The organism is Serratia sp. Sp408 (assembly GCF_057180665.1).
Map to the genome: position 1 here is coordinate 1,801,192 of NZ_JBXUFT010000001.1, position 14,867 is coordinate 1,816,058.

The window sequence follows — 14,867 nt, forward strand, 5'->3', positions numbered from 1 at the left end:
GTTGTTCTGTTTATCAAAAATTTCCCAGTGAGTATTTTTCAAAGGTAATTACATCTTGCCCTAACCACTCATTTATTTCTTTCATTCGCTCCTGAAGCGGTATCAACTCATTGCGAACAAACACCTCGCTCGCTTCCTTCACGTTGCCAAATCCGCCAGCGTTCTCTGGCACGATACACATTAGTTGCGGCGGTACACGGTGCGCGTGCAGCTGGTCATCACGAGTGACGTTTTTAATATTCCAGAACTCATCCTTCGCTGCCACCTCGCTCAGCGGGATGATCTGAATGCCGTCCTTCTTACCGTTCGGCGAATACATGAACAGATTGCGGAAGTTGCCAGGCCCGCGCGCACCTTTCATAGCGTTGCGGATATTATCCACGTCAGTCTGGCTGGCGGCGGCGTCGCTCATGTACATGATGAAGCCAGCGTGACTGCCGTTCTGGTAATACTTGCGGCGGAACAGAGTGGCAGATTCATTGAGCCATGCCGAGTTAAGCGCCGACAGATATTCTGGCAAGCCGTAGATCTCCTGGTTGATATCAGGCTCCAGAAGATGAAACACGCTATCGGTGTCGAATTGGTAAGGGTCAACGCCCAGGCCATACTGCACAAACCAGTAGGTATCCAGATCCACGCCCCGGCGCGTATATTTCGCCAGGGAGGGTCTAAGTTCCATCGGGCCGCCGAGGCGGTTGGTCCGCAACTCCAGGTAGGCATTGCCGAACACCAGATAATCCTGCACGAAACGGCTGAAGGCCTGCTGACTCAGCAGGCGATGTGGCTTAAATGTGCTGGTCAAGATATTACGCTTCACATATAGCGGCGAGCTATGGTGCACCGTGGCCCGGAACGTCCTGGCCAAGCCATCGAAACTGATCGGCGGCTCATACCATTTATCCATGCGCACGCACTCGACGTAATCAAGCAGTTCCCGACGGTCGAGCACCGGGACGGGATCGCCAAAGGTGAATGCTTCAACCCCTGCCGCGCCGGCAGCTTGTTTATGGGCGTGAACTGGCGGTAATGCGCGTTTTTTATGACGCTTGCTCATTTAAAAAATCTCCACAATGTTGCTGTTGCCCGCCGTGACGCCTTCGAGCGGTTCATTGAACAGTGCATGCATAGTTGCCCATGCCAGATCGGCATGGCTGGCTTCTTCGCTGCGGCTGGCTTCATACGTTGGTCGGCTACCGCTGGCGGTCAGCGCCTTGCGGATGGCCATAAAGGATTGGGTGATGTCGGTGTGTCCGGCGTCATACTCCAGGCGCCGGTGAGTGATGATGTCTTTGGCTTTCAGCACCAGGGCGTTTTTCACCTCTGGGCGATAGACAAACTCCCGCACCGCTGGGAAGAACTGCTTTACAAGCTGATAGACGCCGTGACCAACGCCAGTGGAGTCGATGCCGATGTATTGGACGTTGTAGCACTCGGTCAAAAGCTTGATGCTTTTCGCCTGGGCGGCAAAGTCCATGCCGCGCCACTGGTGGCGCTCCAAAATGCGGAATTTCCCGCCCGGCACCATTGGCGGCGCCACAACCACGCAACCGGCGCTATCGCCGGACGCAGAGCCTTTGGCCGGGTCATAACCGATCCACACCGGCCGATACCCGAAAGGCCTGATGGCCAGCGCTTCGAAATCGTCCCACTGTTCCCAGCTATCGACCATGCACCCCTGCATTTCAGTGAGTGGGAACACCGACGCCATATCGTCGATAAACTCACACATCAGCAGGTTCTGATAATCCTCCGGGCCGTATTCAAGCCGCAGCTGATCCAGGTCAAACAGGTTGCACCCGCCGTTAACTGCATCTTCAACGGTGATGATTTGGCGATACTGGCCATCCGGGCAGAGAACGCCGCGCGCCAGGTTGGCATGGGTGAGATCGATATCAACCCGATCAGCCTTGGCGCGGCCTTTGTTGTACAGGGCACCGGACCAGAATGGGTAGGCGCTATGGGTAAGGCTCGACGGCGTTGAAAAGTACGTCTGGCGCCATTTCTTGTGCAGCGCCATGCCGGAGGCAACTTTGCGCAGCTCCTGGAAGCGAGGGATCCAAAAATATTCATCCAGGTACAGGTTGCCGTGATAACTCTGCGCTGTGCGAGCATTTGTGCCGAGGAAGTAGAGACACGCGCCGTTGCCGAGGGTCATCGGGTCGCCCTTCAACTCAACATCCACTTCGCGGGCAAACTCGATGATGTACTGCTTGAAAACGTGCGCCTGCGCCTTACTCGCTGACAGGAAGATTTGGTTTCGGCCTGTAGTGATGGCATCGATCAGGGCTTCGCGCGCAAAGTAGAAAGTCGCGCCGATCTGGCGGGACTTCAGCAGGTTGCGAATGCGGTGTTTGGCGCCGGCTTCAAACCAGTTGCGTTGATATTTGAACAGAGAATCATGGAAAATTTCGGTCAGTTTTTCCGTCTGTTCATCGCTGAAAACATTCTTCTCGGGCGCCTTGCGCGGGCCGCTGTTGCGGTTGGCCACGTTCGGGTTTAAGTCGGCTTCATTGCCGCCGCTATTGAATTTCCCGATCCTGGCAAGCCGCTCCCCCTGGCGGGCGATCAGGTCGATTTCCTTGAAGTCTTTCCCTTCTTTGTGCTCCTTCATCACCAGCTGGCAATAGCGCGCTGTTGTGGTAAGTTGCATTTGCTCAAGCGGGCCAATGCTCCCCCACTTGTCGCGTTTCTTCCAGCTGTGTACTGTTGCAGCCTTCTCTCCCAGCATTTCAGCAATGCGGGATATGCGTAACCCCTGAAAGTACAGGAACATCGCCTGTCTGCGGGGATCAAGATCGGTGTTGAGCGTCGTCGTTGTCATGGCGCCAGACTACCGACCGGCCGCGCCGCCATCCTTTCCCGGCCATTGTGCCAAACACCACACAATGCCCTTTCGTTGTCTCCCCTCCCTATTCGCCGCAACCATAAGCCTGACCGATTACCGATTACCGATTACCGACACTGACCGGAACAGACTAATGACACTTAAATCAAAGCGTTTTCGTATTGCCGTAGAGGGTGCGACAACCGACGGCCGCAACATTAGCCGCGAATGGCTGACGCAGATGGCCAAGAACTACAACCCATCCGTTTATGGCGCGCGGGTAAATCTGGAACACATCAAGGGATATCATCCCGATAGCTCCTTCCGTCGTTTCGGTGATGTAACCGGCCTGACAGCGGAGGAAATTACCGAGGGTCCACTGGCCGGGAAGATGGCGCTTTATGGCGACATCGCACCAACCGCGGACCTGGTCGAAATGGTTAAGCAGGCGCAGAAGGTTTACACCTCGATCGAGGTAAACCCGAAATTTGCCGATACCGGCGAAGCCTACCTGATCGGCCTGGCCGTAACCGACGACCCGGCCAGCCTGGGTACCGAATACCTCGCGTTCAGTGCGTCCGCATCAGCAAACCCATTGGCTAACCGCAAGCAGCATAAAGACAACCTCTTTACCGCAGCAGAAGAAGCCCTGATCGAATTTGTGGAGCAGGAAGACCAAAAACCCGGCCTGCTGTCCCGCATCACGGCGATGTTCGCCAAGCGAAACGCCAATGACGACGCGCGCTTTTCTGACGTGAATCAGGCTGTGGAACTGGTCGCCGGCGAAGTACAGAGCCTCGGCGATAGCGTCTCCAAGCTCAACACCACTGCTGAAAAAGTGCCGGCGCTGGAAACCCAGATCACCGCACTGAGCAAGCAACTTAACGACCTGCAGACCAACCTGAGCAAGCAGGAGCGCAATCCGAAGTTTCGCCCGTTAACACCTGGCGGCGGCGGTGAAAGCAACGGAGAAAAAACCGACTGCTAAACGCAGTGCCACGGCATACCCCATAGGGCATAGAAAACTGATTACGGAGAGTTACCGATTATGCGCAATGAAACGCGATTTAAATTTAACGCCTACCTGACCACCCTGGGTGAGTTGAACGGTGTAGCCGTCGAATTCAGCACTAAATTTGCGGTAGAGCCTTCTATCGCACAAAAGCTGGAAAATAAAATCCAGGAAAGCGCCGCATTCCTGCAGTTGATCAATATTGTCCAGGTGACAGAGCAATCAGGTCAACGTTTGGGGCTGGGTGTGGGCACAACGATTGCCAGCACCACTGACACCTCAACCAAAGAGCGTGAAACCACGGATCCAAGCGGCCTGGACTCCATCGAGTACAAGTGCGAACAAACCAACTTCGACACTTCGATCAATTACGGGAAATTGGACCTGTGGGCCAAGTTCCAGGATTTCCAGAAACGCATCCGTGACGCCATCGTGTTACGCCAGGCACTGGACCGCATCATGATCGGCTTTAACGGCGTGAAGCGTGAAAAGACGTCGAACCGCACCGCCAACCCATTGCTGCAGGACATTAATATTGGCTGGCTGCAGAAATACCGCACCGACGCCCCGGTACGCGTGATGGATAAAATCGTGGATGACGAAGGCGCTGTAGTTTCGCCTGTGATCCGCGTGGGTGAGAACGGCGACTTCGCCAACCTGGATGCCGTTGTGATGGACGCCGTGAACAACCTGATCGATCCGTGGTTCCAGGATGATACGGATCTGGTGGTGATTTGCGGCCGCGGCCTGCTGGCGGATAAATACTTCCCGTTGGTGAACCAGTCGCAGCCAAACACCGAAGCGCTGGCCGCTGATCTGATTATCAGCCAGAAACGCATGGGCGGCCTGCAGGCTGTTCGCGCACCCTTCTTCCCGGCCAACGCCATGCTGATTACCCGCCTGGATAACCTGTCCATCTACTGGCAGGAAGACACCCGCCGCCGGCTGATTATCGACAACCCAAGACGCGACCGCATCGAAAACTTCGAGTCGGTTAACGAGGCCTATGTGGTTGAAGATTACGGCTGTGGTTGCCTGATCGAAAACATCAAACTCGGCAAGTTTGCGGCGCCAGCGCCGGAAGCACCGGCGGGCGAATAAGGGGCTAACTGATGGCCCTGAGCCCAGCGCAGCGCCATATGGTCTATGTGCAAGCAAAAGAGGCCGCCCGCCAGGGCGGCGCTCTAAGCCGCCATGCCAATGGCTATGAAATGATGCTCCTGAAAATTGAAGAGGACAGCCGCCGACTGAAGCGGGTGCAATCTCAGGAGAAAAAAGCCGAAGTTAAGCGCGAAATTCTCCCTCATTACTCCCCGTGGGTAGCAGGAGTGCTGCAGACCGGTATGGGCGCGCAAGATGACGTAATCATGCATGTGATGGTCTGGCGCATCGACGCCGGCGACTACAACGGCGCCATCGACATCGCGGAGTACGCGCTCAAGCATGGGCTGGTCATGCCAAGCCGATATGCACGCCAAACCGCCTGCGCAGTAGCCGAAGAGATCGCGGATAGCGCCCTGAAAGCCTACGACGCCAAGCAGCCGGTAAATCTCTCCATCCTGACGCGCCTCATGGATCTTATCGAAGACCACGACATGCCGGACGAAGTGCGCGCCAAGCTGCACAAAGTCATGGGCTACGGGTTACGGGATAACGAACAGCCTGAGTTAGCGCTCAACCAGTTAAACCGCGCCTTCCAGTTGCATGAGCGGGTTGGTGTGAAAAAAGACATTGAACGACTCGAACGCGAGTTGAAGAAAGCCGAGAACGGCTAAACCGAACGTGCCCACGCGCGGGGCGGCACGGGCGTTGCGACAGGTTTTATACCGCATCAATACGCCCGTCCACCGCCCACCCATTGAGAGCCTTGATCATGAAATTTGTGGCACCAGGCCAGACCGGCGAGGAAAAGCAGGTAATCAAGAACACGCAATTTTGGCCGGATGTAGATCTGTCCGATTTGCAGGAGTCCATCAAGACTGATGGCACATTCACCCCGCAGCGCCTGCGCCATGCAGCGCTGAATGCCATTGCGGAAGTGAATGGGGAATTGACCGAGTGGAGGCAGAAACAGCAGGCCGCTGGCTTTACCGCTCTGGAAAATGTGCCGGCAGAAGAGTTGGACGACGAAAGCGTTTTGCTTCAGCACTATAGCCGCGCGGTGTACTGCGTCACCAAGGCCAATTTAAACGAACGGTATCGCGATTTTGATGCCACCGGGGCCGGAGGGAAGCGAGCCGACGAAATGGACGAATCCATTGATGAGCTCTGGCGGGATGCTCGCTGGGCCATGCGGCTGATCCAAGGCGAAAAACACATGACTGTAGAGCTGATCTGATGAAAGTGATAGCCCACCAAAACGACACTGTTGATGAGCTGTGCTGGCGCCACTATGGCCGCACCGCCGGGCTATCCGAAGTCGTCTTATTGGCTAACCCTGGCCTGGCAGAAATCGGGCCATTTATTCCGCACGGCACGCCGGTAGAAATGCCGGATATTGCGCCGACACCCACACAGCAAATTATTCAACTTTGGGATTGATGTCATGGGCGAACCAGTAACAAGCGGCACAACTTTATTCGCGTTTGGCGGGATTACGCTTCTCTCCGTCTTGTCTGGCGACGCCGCGCCGATTGTACTCGGCGCCTTTGGTGGCGCCTCATTGTTCGTGCTGGCATCGCAGGAGCTGACACTGAGGCGCCGCGGCGCACTCTGGATCAGTAGCTTTATTGCCGGCTGTCTATTCGCGCCGATGGCCGCCGCACTACTGAAGAGGGCCACCGGGCTGGATGTTGAGGTGAAGCTGGGTGCCGGCGCGTTCGTTGCTGCAGGCGTGGCCATCAAAATCCTGCTGGTTGCGCTTCAGAAACTGGACGGGGATAGCCCGATTTTCCGCATATTCAGGGGGAAATAACCATGCACTGGATAACGTCGATCATCTGTTTGCTCATTGCCGGCCGCCTGCTGGCTTTCCAGCGCAGAGGGGCAACGCATAAACCGTGGGCCAGCGGCGTCGCATACGTCGTGATCATGATTTGCGCCACCGTGCCAATTTTTTCCGCGTTCGGTCGCTTCCCGCAGTCGGGGCCGCTGACTGCCCTTTTCAGTTTCATGATCCTGATGGCAGTCACCCGTTCCCGCGGGAACATCATGGCGATCATCCCATCACCGCCCGCGGCGAAAGAACGGGCGCCAGCCAAGCAAAAAGCCAGGGGGAAAAATGGCCCGCATCGTCACCACTCCTAACATTAACGCCTATCTGGACACGCTGCGATTCAGCGAAATTGGCGCCACGCTTTTGGCCAGGTCAGACGACGGATACAACGTGATCGTGACCGGTGTCGACGGCAAAGCAGAAACCTTTTCCAGCTACCGAGATCACCCGTTCGCCAGCGGCCGCCCCGGCAAGGTGTTTAACAGTCGCGGGCAGCGCAGCACGGCATCAGGCGGCTACCAGTTTTTGATCAGGGATTGGGACCATTACCGCATCGCACTGAAATTGCCAGACTTTGGGCCGGAATCACAGGACAGGTGGGCCATTCAACTAATCCGCGAGCGTGGCGCCCTCGCTGACATCAATGCCGGCCGGATAGAGTTGGCGTTGAAAAAGTGCCGCAATATATGGGCGAGCCTGCCGGGCGCCGGATATGGCCAGCCCGAGCACAAGCTTGAAACCCTGCTGAAAAAATACGTCAGTTATGGCGGGGCGCTGGCATGACCGCCGTCATTCCACGCAGTTGGTTGATCGTGGCCGCCATCGTCCTGGCGCTCGCCGCGGCGTTAGGGTGGAAAAGTTGGAGGTTGGGCGCCTATGAAAAAGCCGTCAGTGATCAGCAAGTAACCATCAAAGCCCAGGGAAAAACCATCGAAGGAATGGAGGCGCAGCTATCAGCTAAAAATGCCGAGCTGATAACCCTGGGCTTGATCGCCAGCAATAACAACCGGGCGCAAGCCGAGTTGCGTCAGCAGATGACCAACACGGCCGCCCTTCTTTCACAACGTGAAAATCTGATTGCGAGGTTATACCGTGAAAATGCAGAGCTTAAGGCCTGGGCTGACGGCCGCTTGCCTCCTGATGTTGTGCGCCTGCACGCCCGCCCGGCAGTTACCGGAGGTGCAGCTTATCGCGCCTGGTTGTCCGAGGTTGATCGCCTGCCAGCTGCCGGCCAGTAACCCGCTCACCAACGGGGACCTGGAGCGGGAAAAGAGCCGCGTAGAGGCTGCTTGGGCGATGTGTGCCGATCAGGTCGATACCATTATTCAATGCCAGGAAAAAAATGATGAACAAGCCGGAATCATTGAGAAAGGCCCTCTCTGACGGGATAGAATATCTGGGGAAAAACCCAGACAAACTGCACATTTTTGTTGATGAGGGTGCAGTTGTTTCCAGCCTGGCGCCAACCATTTCATTCGAATACCAGTACACACTCAACCTGGTGATAACCGACTTTTCAGCAGACCAAAACCTGCTGAACGCAGTGATCTTGTATTGGCTTCGCCGCAACCAGCCAGACATCATGGCTAACCCAGACAGCAGAGATAAGGGATTCACATTTGAGGTGGATATTCTGAATAACACCACCTGCGACATCAGCATAAACCTGAAGCTAACAGAGCGCGTGATCGTGAAAGAGACAGGCGGCCAAATGGTTGTAGAGGCCGTCCCTGAGCCGGAACCACCTTACGCCGATCAGTGGGCACCCAATGAGTGATTTTATTCAGATTGAAGACTGGCTAGCCGCCCTCGCCTCACAGCTAACCCCAGCAGCGAGGAAAAAGCTAACTCGCCAGTGGGCTAATGAATTGCGCCGTCGCCAGCGCCTGCAGATCAGCCAGCAACGCAACCCGGACGGCACCCCCTACGCCGGGCGGAAACCGCAAGGCCGCAGCAAAAAGGGGCGGATACGCAGGAAAATGTTCAGCAAGCTGCAGACCACTCGCTTTATGAAAACAGCAACTACGGCAGACGAGGCCGCCGTTTACTTTGCCGGCAGTGTGATGCGCATTGCGCGCGTGCACCATTACGGCCTGCGCGACAAAGTGAGCAAGCGGGGCCCAACCGTGAAATACGACGCCCGCCAATTATTTGGACTGAATGCCCCTGCCATCACCGCCGTCGGCGATATTCTGATAAATTATCTAAGTAAATAGCTTTGCATCCAAACCACTGCTTATTATTTTAATTTTTATTTAATAATTTACCAAACAAATACTCATGTCGTATATGACTCCCAGAAGACACCATCTTTCTTAATCTTTCCTGATATGCTAAACTAGAACGACGTCCATCCTTCACAAACCCAGTTAACTTTATAATCTCAAATATATTCTCAAGAGAAAACCCTTGTTCGGAAGATATGGTTTTTGCGAACTCATCGGAAAGATACCAAAACTCAGAAATAGCATTAAGAACAACTTCTTCTATACTCAAGCCATTATCCAAACCTAATATCATGCCATTATCCAGCTTAAGTGTAACTCTGTGACGCAACGCTCCTGAGCTATGGGCTGGCATCATTAAATATGTCCAAACCAATACAAATCTAAAATCACCTCTAACAAAACTGCGTATATTTAATATATTATCATCATGCGAGGCATTTAATGACGCAGATCCAACAAAAACAGAAACTAAAAGAGTCGAGTTATTTACATCCCAATGACCTAAGCTTTCCTCTACACTTGCTTTGGATAAATTCTTGGTATTATAACGTTCGGGTGTCAGAATGGGGACTCGCCGACTGTATACCTGAACGAATCCTGATTTATTTTTTATAACTGGTGTTACCACTCTACTATCTATCAATTCACCGTTATTCATCTCATACGTGTGTTTAATTACATTGATTTTTTTTGGGCTTTTCAAACTTCGATGAAACGAGTATCGCTGCTGTTTAATACCTTTCCCATGATATTCAGCTGTCCCTTTCTCCCTATAAAATCCAGCATGTTTCAAAATCATAATCACATCACCATTAGGTTTTAATTCGAACCTCATGATAGTTTTCTTTATACCATCAACATCAATGGTTACTTCGGTTTTTTTTACATTACAATCAAGACTATTTTCTTTAGTAATTACATAAGGATTTTTTTTTAAAATTTCAGTCATAAATTATTCCTCACAATGTTATCTACCTATAATGGAAAATAAACGATTAGTTTTTCATTCTAAAATAGTTATGAGTGACATTGTGCCAGACACCACACAATGCCCGCAACATGCAGCCCGCACCGCGCGCATGGCAGGCTGTGCCAATGAATACACAACTTTCTGAACTCCTGCGCCTGCTGACAAATCTGATCCGAATCGGAACCATCTCCGAGGTCGATACAGAGAACGGCCTATGCCGTGTGCAAACGGGCGGACTTGAAACCACTCCGCTCAAATGGCTGACCATGCGCGCAGGCAGCGCACGCACATGGTGGGCACCGTCAATCGGGGAGCAGGTGCTGATCTTGAGCATGGCCGGTGAACTGACAACCGCCTTTGTCCTGCCGGCCATTTTTTCGGACGCCCACCCAGCCCCCTCGGATTCAAAGGGCGCCTTGGTTACGGAGTTCCCCGACGGTGCCAGGTTCAGTTATGACCCCGAAGTAGGCGCCATGACCGTGGAAGGCGTGAAAACGGCAATATTCAGGGCGGTGACAGGGATCAGGCTGGAAACACCAAAAGTTACCTGCACTCAACTGCTGGAAACGGCACAGCTATCAGTCACTGATGGCGGGACGATGACGGGCAACATCACCCACAGCGGCGGACGCTTCACATCTAATGATGTCGTCGTTGATGTGCATAAGCACAGTGGCGTAGAGACAGGCGGCGGAACATCGGGAGGACCGGTCAAATGATGTATCAAGGCATGAACACCAACAGCGGCCACGCCGTCGAAGATATTGATCATATTCGTCAGTCAATCAGCAAGATTTTGCTGACCCCAATCGGCAGCAGGATCACCCGGCGCCCATTCGGCTCGCTGATGTCCGAGCTGATCGACCAGCCTCAAAACGATACAACCAGATTGCAGTTGATGGCCGCGGCATACAGCGCCATCAACCGCTGGGAGCCGCGCGTATCACTAACAGCAGTCACTGTAACCACACAGATCGGCGGCCAAATGATAGTGGACGTCTCCGGCAGCAGGAACGACACCACGGCGAGCATCAATATTTCAATTCCTTACGGGGGCTCATCATGAGTGTGATCGACCTTTCGCAACTGCCGCCACCCCAGGTGGTTGAAACCCTGAGCTTTGAAGACCTGCTTGAGGACAGAAAGGCGCGCTTGCTTGAGCTATATCCTGACGATCAGCGCGAGGCCATAGCGCGCACTCTGGAGCTGGAATCCGAGCCGATCGTGATGCTGCTGCAGGAAAATGCCTATAGGGAAATGCTGTTGCGCCAGCGCATCAACGAGGCTGCACAGGCCGTCATGGTGGCGTATGCCATCGGTAGCGACCTCGACCAGCTTGGCGCCAACAACAACACACCGCGACTGGTGATCACCCAAGCCGACAGCGAAGCCATCCCGCCTGTTGAGGCGGTGATGGAATCAGATGCAGATTTTCGCCAGCGTATCCCGGCAGCGTTTGAGGGAATGAGCGTCGCCGGACCAACCGGCGCCTATGAGTTCCACGCACTAAGCGCCGATGGCAAAGTTGCCGACGCATCAGCAATTAGCCCAGCGCCAGCACTGGTCACTGTCACCATTCTTTCACGCGACGGGGACGGAACGGCATCCGCTGAACTGCTGGCGAAAGTTGACGCCGCACTTAACGATCGAGAGGTGCGGCCCGTAGCTGATCGCCTTACGGTGCAGTCTGCCAGCATCATCAACTATGAGATTGACGCCGTGCTTTATGTCTATCCAGGGCCAGCACAAGAGCCAATCCTTGCCGACGCACAAAAACGACTGAGCGCCTACATCAACGAGCAGCGGCGCCTTGGTCGCGACATTCGCTTAACGGCAATCTATGCAGCACTGCACACCCAGGGCGTGCAGCGCGTCGAGCTGCGCAACCCGCTCGCTGATGTTGTGCTGGATAAAAGCCAGGCTGCCAACTGCACAAATGCCAGCGTTGTGATCGGTGGTTCAGATGAATAGCTTGCTACCGCCAGGTTCCTCGCCGCTTGAGCGGCACGCAGCGGAGGCCTGCGCTGCAGTTGGCGATCTAAATGTGCCACTCCGTGACCTGTGGAACCCGGATAAATGTCCGATTGTTTTTCTGCCCTACCTGGCCTGGGCGTTTTCGGTCGATCGGTGGGATGAAAAATGGCCGGCAACAGAGAAGCGCAAAGCCGTTAAGGACGCATTTTACATACACCGCCGAAAAGGAACTGTAGCCGCTATCCGCCGTGTTATCGAGAACATGGGGTACTGGATGAGCATTGAGGAATGGTGGCAAGTAGCCGATCCAGCAGGAACGTTCCGCCTTGTGATCGACGTGAACGACGTGGGGATCACAGACGAAACCGTTAATGAACTGGAACGCTTGGTGGGTGATGCCAAGCCTGTGAGTCGGCACATTTCACAATTGAATATTAGGACGGTAACCCGCGGGGAAATTTATGGTGCTGTCGCCAGTTATTGCGGGGAGATCTTGACGGTATACCCGAGAGGGGCCCCCCCAGAAATGCATATTTATTACGACGGAAAGATTAAACATAGCGGCCATTATTTCTACACCGGAAACGCGAATAATGAATAAATTGAACGAGCAGTCTAAATGGGAAGAATTAATCAATCAGATTGAAGATGGAGATGCGGTAAAGGGGGGTGAAAGTGGTGCAGTTAATATTCAGGCAACGCAAATTGCCGCCCGCACCCGATATTTGCGCAATCTGCTTGATTCATTGATGGCCGTGATTAACCTCGGAGAGGGAATGTATAAAACCCTACCTGAGGCCCAGCGTGACATCGATAACGGTAAATTACCTGCCGATACCCTGTTTAACGTTCGTTCGACAGATGATAAACGCTGGATGGATGAATATCAGAATATCAATGGACTCGCCACGCCAACCGGGCGCTTTTTGGCATCTGGGAATTATCTAGCGGACATTCTCACGCAGTTGGTTTCCACCATGCTCACAGTGGGAACGCTGGAAAACCGGATTAAATCCCTTCGCACCTACCAGTCAGACGCTTACCCGATCGTATTTCACGCAGAAGGTGGCCCGAATGAAAGCTACGGTGCATTTGATAATCAATCGGGTCTGTGGCTGGGCGGCTTAGAGGCTGCTGTTCAGGATTATTTATTGGGTATTTTGCCTAAAAATAAAACTAATCGTTACCCAGGGCTTGCTTATTTCTTTGCTGCCGAGAATGGGGACGACGCCTACGGCATTATCGAGAAAAGTGGAGCCTGGCGTATCCCCTGGATGGACGATATTTTGCAAGAGCGCCTGGATGCTCTGCTGTCGACAAAAATCACGCGTCGCATCCACGGATGGCACTCTTTGCTTGTATCGAAAGACGCCGATCCCAGCATTATTTATGGCCTGCGCGCCGCCGACGCTGGGTTAATACTGGCCGGCCTCGGCACCACTGCTGTGCAGGATTATATTTCGGCCAACATCCGCCCAGCCGCTGGAAAATTAGCGCTGCATATTGGTGAACAGTTGCTGTGGAACGATCACCCCGTCCTGTCGGCAAATAACCTTGGTGCTGACGCTGTGCTATTCAGCTATTTGCCCGCCGGAGAAACCACGCCACGTTATGCGGTGATGTTTATCAAATCAAAGCGTGAAATGGTGCCAGGCGGCGAGATGCACAGCACCGCAGAAGATGGCCAGTCTTTGGCGGGATCATTTGATGACCCGAATGGGGCGAACATTAACCTGATGAATTATGACCCGCGATACCGTGGCTACGCATTGGCGCTAGCGAACGGCAGGCCGGAAGGTGGCGGTTTGCGTGCTGTGAGCGATGAAGATCGGGACAACGCTAACGACTTGCAGTATCCCGCCGCCGGATGGAGACAGGGGCAATCTCTGCCGCGCACCTACTTCCTGCTGGACAAATTGGCGGAAGCCGGCCAGCAATGGCCGGTGTTCTTCCACGCCCCCGCAGCGGCGGGAGGTCGCTCATTCGCGCAAATCTGGCCCGGTACGGTACCGTATCAAAACGGCCTCGACATGATAACCAGAGCAAAACAGATTGCCGATGCTGTAGGGAAAAAACACCTCGTTGTTGCCCTGCTCTTTGAGCACGGCGAAACAGACAACGACAACGGCGACAATCTGTTACCTGGCGATTACCTGGCGAAAGAAGAAGCCTATTTCCCGCGCCGCGTCGCGGACTACAAAGCGATCACCGGGCAAACCGAAGATATCGTGATCGTGATCGGTCAAGTGGGTAGCCGCATCAACAGCAAAAACCAGACTGTTGACGAGCAAGGGAATCCGATCGGCGAGGCTATCATCACTCAGCCTTACTCGATTTCTGCCGTCGACCAGCGCGAATACGTTCGCCGGCATAAAAATGCTATCTGCTACGGTCCGAAATACCCGCTTAACTGGCTATTTAGTGATGGCTCGCTCAGTCACCTGAATGCCGCCGGCAAAGTGCTACAGGGCGAGTATCAAGCCCAGGCGATCTACTGGCATCTGTACGATGAAGAGAAAAAAGGCACCTGGACAGACACCACTATCGAATCCATTACAGTGCTCGATAACATCATCAATGCGCGCTGCAAAATGCCCTACCCGCCATTGGTTATCGATAACACATTCATTGGCGATGTAAAAAACCTTGGTCTTTCTCTTGAACTGAAATCAGCCGACATCCAGAGCGTTGACATTATCGACGGGACGACGCTGCGCATTACCTGCGATAAAGCGCCATCTGCCGCAGATCACCTCCTTTTTGGTTTCAACAACACCAAAAAACACGCCAATGGAAAAATTTACCCACTGACGTGCCTGCGTGATTCCTCCCCCGTCGTCAGCAAGAAAATTGTGCACAACGGCGAACCCTTCCCAATGTATAACTGGCTGACGCTCGATCGTCTGCCTTTGACCGGAGCATAA

At 53.8% G+C, this 14,867-nt stretch carries 20 protein-coding genes; 17 read left to right on the plus strand and 3 right to left on the minus strand.

The window, feature by feature from the left end; all coding sequences use genetic code 11:
* Window positions 1-13: 13 nt before the first annotated feature.
* Together AC2AXP_RS08520 and AC2AXP_RS08525 are read right to left on the minus strand one after the other, a co-directional pair.
* Window positions 14-1,054, minus strand: a complete 1,041-nt coding sequence (locus tag AC2AXP_RS08520) for a phage portal protein (protein ID WP_484381549.1) — start codon at window positions 1,052-1,054, stop codon at window positions 14-16.
* Window positions 1,055-2,821 carry a terminase ATPase subunit family protein gene (locus tag AC2AXP_RS08525; RefSeq protein ID WP_484381550.1) on the minus strand — a complete coding sequence of 589 codons (1,767 nt, stop codon included), beginning with the start codon at window positions 2,819-2,821 and terminating at the stop codon, window positions 1,055-1,057.
* A 157-nt stretch (window positions 2,822-2,978) separates the two neighbouring features.
* Between AC2AXP_RS08525 and AC2AXP_RS08530 the strand changes: the two genes are divergently transcribed.
* The 12 genes from AC2AXP_RS08530 to AC2AXP_RS08585 all read left to right on the plus strand — a co-directional run bounded on the left by AC2AXP_RS08530 (window position 2,979) and on the right by AC2AXP_RS08585 (window position 8,987).
* Window positions 2,979-3,812, plus strand: a complete 834-nt coding sequence (locus AC2AXP_RS08530) for a GPO family capsid scaffolding protein (RefSeq protein ID WP_484381551.1) — start codon at window positions 2,979-2,981, stop codon at window positions 3,810-3,812.
* A 60-nt stretch (window positions 3,813-3,872) separates the two neighbouring features.
* On the plus strand, window positions 3,873-4,937 hold the full coding sequence (locus AC2AXP_RS08535) for a phage major capsid protein, P2 family (RefSeq protein WP_484381552.1): 1,065 nt from the start codon (window positions 3,873-3,875) through the stop codon (window positions 4,935-4,937).
* 11 nt (window positions 4,938-4,948) lie between these two features.
* Complete coding sequence (locus AC2AXP_RS08540) at window positions 4,949-5,611, plus strand: phage terminase small subunit (protein WP_241686401.1); 663 nt, start codon at window positions 4,949-4,951, stop codon at window positions 5,609-5,611.
* A 98-nt stretch (window positions 5,612-5,709) separates the two neighbouring features.
* The gene (locus AC2AXP_RS08545) at window positions 5,710-6,174 is read left to right on the plus strand and encodes a head completion/stabilization protein (RefSeq protein ID WP_368460526.1); all 465 of its coding nucleotides are present in this window, start codon (window positions 5,710-5,712) and stop codon (window positions 6,172-6,174) included.
* Window positions 6,174-6,377, plus strand: coding sequence for a tail protein X (locus AC2AXP_RS08550; protein WP_046373880.1), 204 nt, complete (start codon window positions 6,174-6,176; stop codon window positions 6,375-6,377). The genes AC2AXP_RS08545 and AC2AXP_RS08550 overlap by 1 nt, the downstream gene beginning before the upstream one ends.
* Before the next feature lie 4 nt (window positions 6,378-6,381).
* The gene (locus AC2AXP_RS08555) at window positions 6,382-6,750 is read left to right on the plus strand and encodes a putative holin (RefSeq protein WP_329906153.1); all 369 of its coding nucleotides are present in this window, start codon (window positions 6,382-6,384) and stop codon (window positions 6,748-6,750) included.
* Between the two features lie 2 nt (window positions 6,751-6,752).
* Window positions 6,753-7,082 (plus strand): phage holin family protein, encoded by a 330-nt coding sequence (locus AC2AXP_RS08560; RefSeq protein ID WP_484381553.1) that lies wholly within the window; start codon window positions 6,753-6,755, stop codon window positions 7,080-7,082.
* A complete protein-coding gene (locus tag AC2AXP_RS08565) occupies window positions 7,057-7,554 on the plus strand; it encodes a glycoside hydrolase family 24 protein (protein ID WP_484381554.1) in 498 nt (165 codons plus the stop codon). The genes AC2AXP_RS08560 and AC2AXP_RS08565 overlap by 26 nt, the downstream gene beginning before the upstream one ends.
* On the plus strand, window positions 7,551-8,009 hold the full coding sequence (lysB, locus tag AC2AXP_RS08570; protein ID WP_061323328.1) for an Rz-like lysis system protein LysB: 459 nt from the start codon (window positions 7,551-7,553) through the stop codon (window positions 8,007-8,009). Before AC2AXP_RS08565 ends, lysB begins: the two co-directional genes overlap by 4 nt.
* Complete coding sequence (lysC, locus tag AC2AXP_RS08575; RefSeq protein WP_099050031.1) at window positions 7,912-8,154, plus strand: Rz1-like lysis system protein LysC; 243 nt, start codon at window positions 7,912-7,914, stop codon at window positions 8,152-8,154. Before lysB ends, lysC begins: the two co-directional genes overlap by 98 nt.
* Window positions 8,114-8,548: a phage tail protein gene (locus AC2AXP_RS08580; protein ID WP_484381555.1), complete on the plus strand. Its 435-nt coding sequence runs from the start codon at window positions 8,114-8,116 to the stop codon at window positions 8,546-8,548. The genes lysC and AC2AXP_RS08580 overlap by 41 nt, the downstream gene beginning before the upstream one ends.
* A complete protein-coding gene (locus AC2AXP_RS08585) occupies window positions 8,541-8,987 on the plus strand; it encodes a phage virion morphogenesis protein (protein ID WP_484381556.1) in 447 nt (148 codons plus the stop codon). Before AC2AXP_RS08580 ends, AC2AXP_RS08585 begins: the two co-directional genes overlap by 8 nt.
* Before the next feature lie 28 nt (window positions 8,988-9,015).
* On the opposite strand, the gene AC2AXP_RS08590 is transcribed toward AC2AXP_RS08585, so the two are convergent.
* Window positions 9,016-9,948 carry a hypothetical protein gene (locus AC2AXP_RS08590; protein WP_484381557.1) on the minus strand — a complete coding sequence of 311 codons (933 nt, stop codon included), beginning with the start codon at window positions 9,946-9,948 and terminating at the stop codon, window positions 9,016-9,018.
* Window positions 9,949-10,094: 146 nt separating this feature from the next.
* Here AC2AXP_RS08590 and AC2AXP_RS08595 point away from each other — a divergent pair, with 146 nt between their 5' ends.
* The 5 genes from AC2AXP_RS08595 to AC2AXP_RS08615 are packed head-to-tail and all read left to right on the plus strand — an operon-like array spanning window position 10,095 to window position 14,867.
* Window positions 10,095-10,688 (plus strand): phage baseplate assembly protein V, encoded by a 594-nt coding sequence (locus AC2AXP_RS08595; protein ID WP_484381558.1) that lies wholly within the window; start codon window positions 10,095-10,097, stop codon window positions 10,686-10,688.
* Window positions 10,685-11,035 carry a GPW/gp25 family protein gene (locus AC2AXP_RS08600; protein WP_484381559.1) on the plus strand — a complete coding sequence of 117 codons (351 nt, stop codon included), beginning with the start codon at window positions 10,685-10,687 and terminating at the stop codon, window positions 11,033-11,035. Before AC2AXP_RS08595 ends, AC2AXP_RS08600 begins: the two co-directional genes overlap by 4 nt.
* Window positions 11,032-11,940, plus strand: a complete 909-nt coding sequence (locus tag AC2AXP_RS08605) for a baseplate assembly protein (RefSeq protein ID WP_484381560.1) — start codon at window positions 11,032-11,034, stop codon at window positions 11,938-11,940. The genes AC2AXP_RS08600 and AC2AXP_RS08605 overlap by 4 nt, the downstream gene beginning before the upstream one ends.
* Entirely contained in the window at window positions 11,933-12,544 is a 612-nt protein-coding gene (locus AC2AXP_RS08610; protein WP_484381561.1) for a phage tail protein I, read from the plus strand. The genes AC2AXP_RS08605 and AC2AXP_RS08610 overlap by 8 nt, the downstream gene beginning before the upstream one ends.
* Window positions 12,537-14,867 carry a hypothetical protein gene (locus AC2AXP_RS08615; RefSeq protein WP_484381562.1) on the plus strand — a complete coding sequence of 777 codons (2,331 nt, stop codon included), beginning with the start codon at window positions 12,537-12,539 and terminating at the stop codon, window positions 14,865-14,867. The genes AC2AXP_RS08610 and AC2AXP_RS08615 overlap by 8 nt, the downstream gene beginning before the upstream one ends.

Bases quoted from the DNA above. Each gene is read 5' to 3' on its own strand.
- AC2AXP_RS08520 (WP_484381549.1), bottom strand. From the start codon at position 1,054: ATGAGCAAGCGTCATAAAAAACGCGCATTACCGCCAGTTCACGCCCAT.
- AC2AXP_RS08525 (WP_484381550.1), bottom strand. From the start codon at position 2,821: ATGACAACGACGACGCTCAACACCGATCTTGATCCCCGCAGACAGGCG.
- AC2AXP_RS08530 (WP_484381551.1), top strand. From the start codon at position 2,979: ATGACACTTAAATCAAAGCGTTTTCGTATTGCCGTAGAGGGTGCGACA.
- AC2AXP_RS08535 (WP_484381552.1), top strand. From the start codon at position 3,873: ATGCGCAATGAAACGCGATTTAAATTTAACGCCTACCTGACCACCCTG.
- AC2AXP_RS08540 (WP_241686401.1), top strand. From the start codon at position 4,949: ATGGCCCTGAGCCCAGCGCAGCGCCATATGGTCTATGTGCAAGCAAAA.
- AC2AXP_RS08545 (WP_368460526.1), top strand. From the start codon at position 5,710: ATGAAATTTGTGGCACCAGGCCAGACCGGCGAGGAAAAGCAGGTAATC.
- AC2AXP_RS08550 (WP_046373880.1), top strand. From the start codon at position 6,174: ATGAAAGTGATAGCCCACCAAAACGACACTGTTGATGAGCTGTGCTGG.
- AC2AXP_RS08555 (WP_329906153.1), top strand. From the start codon at position 6,382: ATGGGCGAACCAGTAACAAGCGGCACAACTTTATTCGCGTTTGGCGGG.
- AC2AXP_RS08560 (WP_484381553.1), top strand. From the start codon at position 6,753: ATGCACTGGATAACGTCGATCATCTGTTTGCTCATTGCCGGCCGCCTG.
- AC2AXP_RS08565 (WP_484381554.1), top strand. From the start codon at position 7,057: ATGGCCCGCATCGTCACCACTCCTAACATTAACGCCTATCTGGACACG.
- lysB (WP_061323328.1), top strand. From the start codon at position 7,551: ATGACCGCCGTCATTCCACGCAGTTGGTTGATCGTGGCCGCCATCGTC.
- lysC (WP_099050031.1), top strand. From the start codon at position 7,912: ATGTTGTGCGCCTGCACGCCCGCCCGGCAGTTACCGGAGGTGCAGCTT.
- AC2AXP_RS08580 (WP_484381555.1), top strand. From the start codon at position 8,114: ATGATGAACAAGCCGGAATCATTGAGAAAGGCCCTCTCTGACGGGATA.
- AC2AXP_RS08585 (WP_484381556.1), top strand. From the start codon at position 8,541: ATGAGTGATTTTATTCAGATTGAAGACTGGCTAGCCGCCCTCGCCTCA.
- AC2AXP_RS08590 (WP_484381557.1), bottom strand. From the start codon at position 9,948: ATGACTGAAATTTTAAAAAAAAATCCTTATGTAATTACTAAAGAAAAT.
- AC2AXP_RS08595 (WP_484381558.1), top strand. From the start codon at position 10,095: ATGAATACACAACTTTCTGAACTCCTGCGCCTGCTGACAAATCTGATC.
- AC2AXP_RS08600 (WP_484381559.1), top strand. From the start codon at position 10,685: ATGATGTATCAAGGCATGAACACCAACAGCGGCCACGCCGTCGAAGAT.
- AC2AXP_RS08605 (WP_484381560.1), top strand. From the start codon at position 11,032: ATGAGTGTGATCGACCTTTCGCAACTGCCGCCACCCCAGGTGGTTGAA.
- AC2AXP_RS08610 (WP_484381561.1), top strand. From the start codon at position 11,933: ATGAATAGCTTGCTACCGCCAGGTTCCTCGCCGCTTGAGCGGCACGCA.
- AC2AXP_RS08615 (WP_484381562.1), top strand. From the start codon at position 12,537: ATGAATAAATTGAACGAGCAGTCTAAATGGGAAGAATTAATCAATCAG.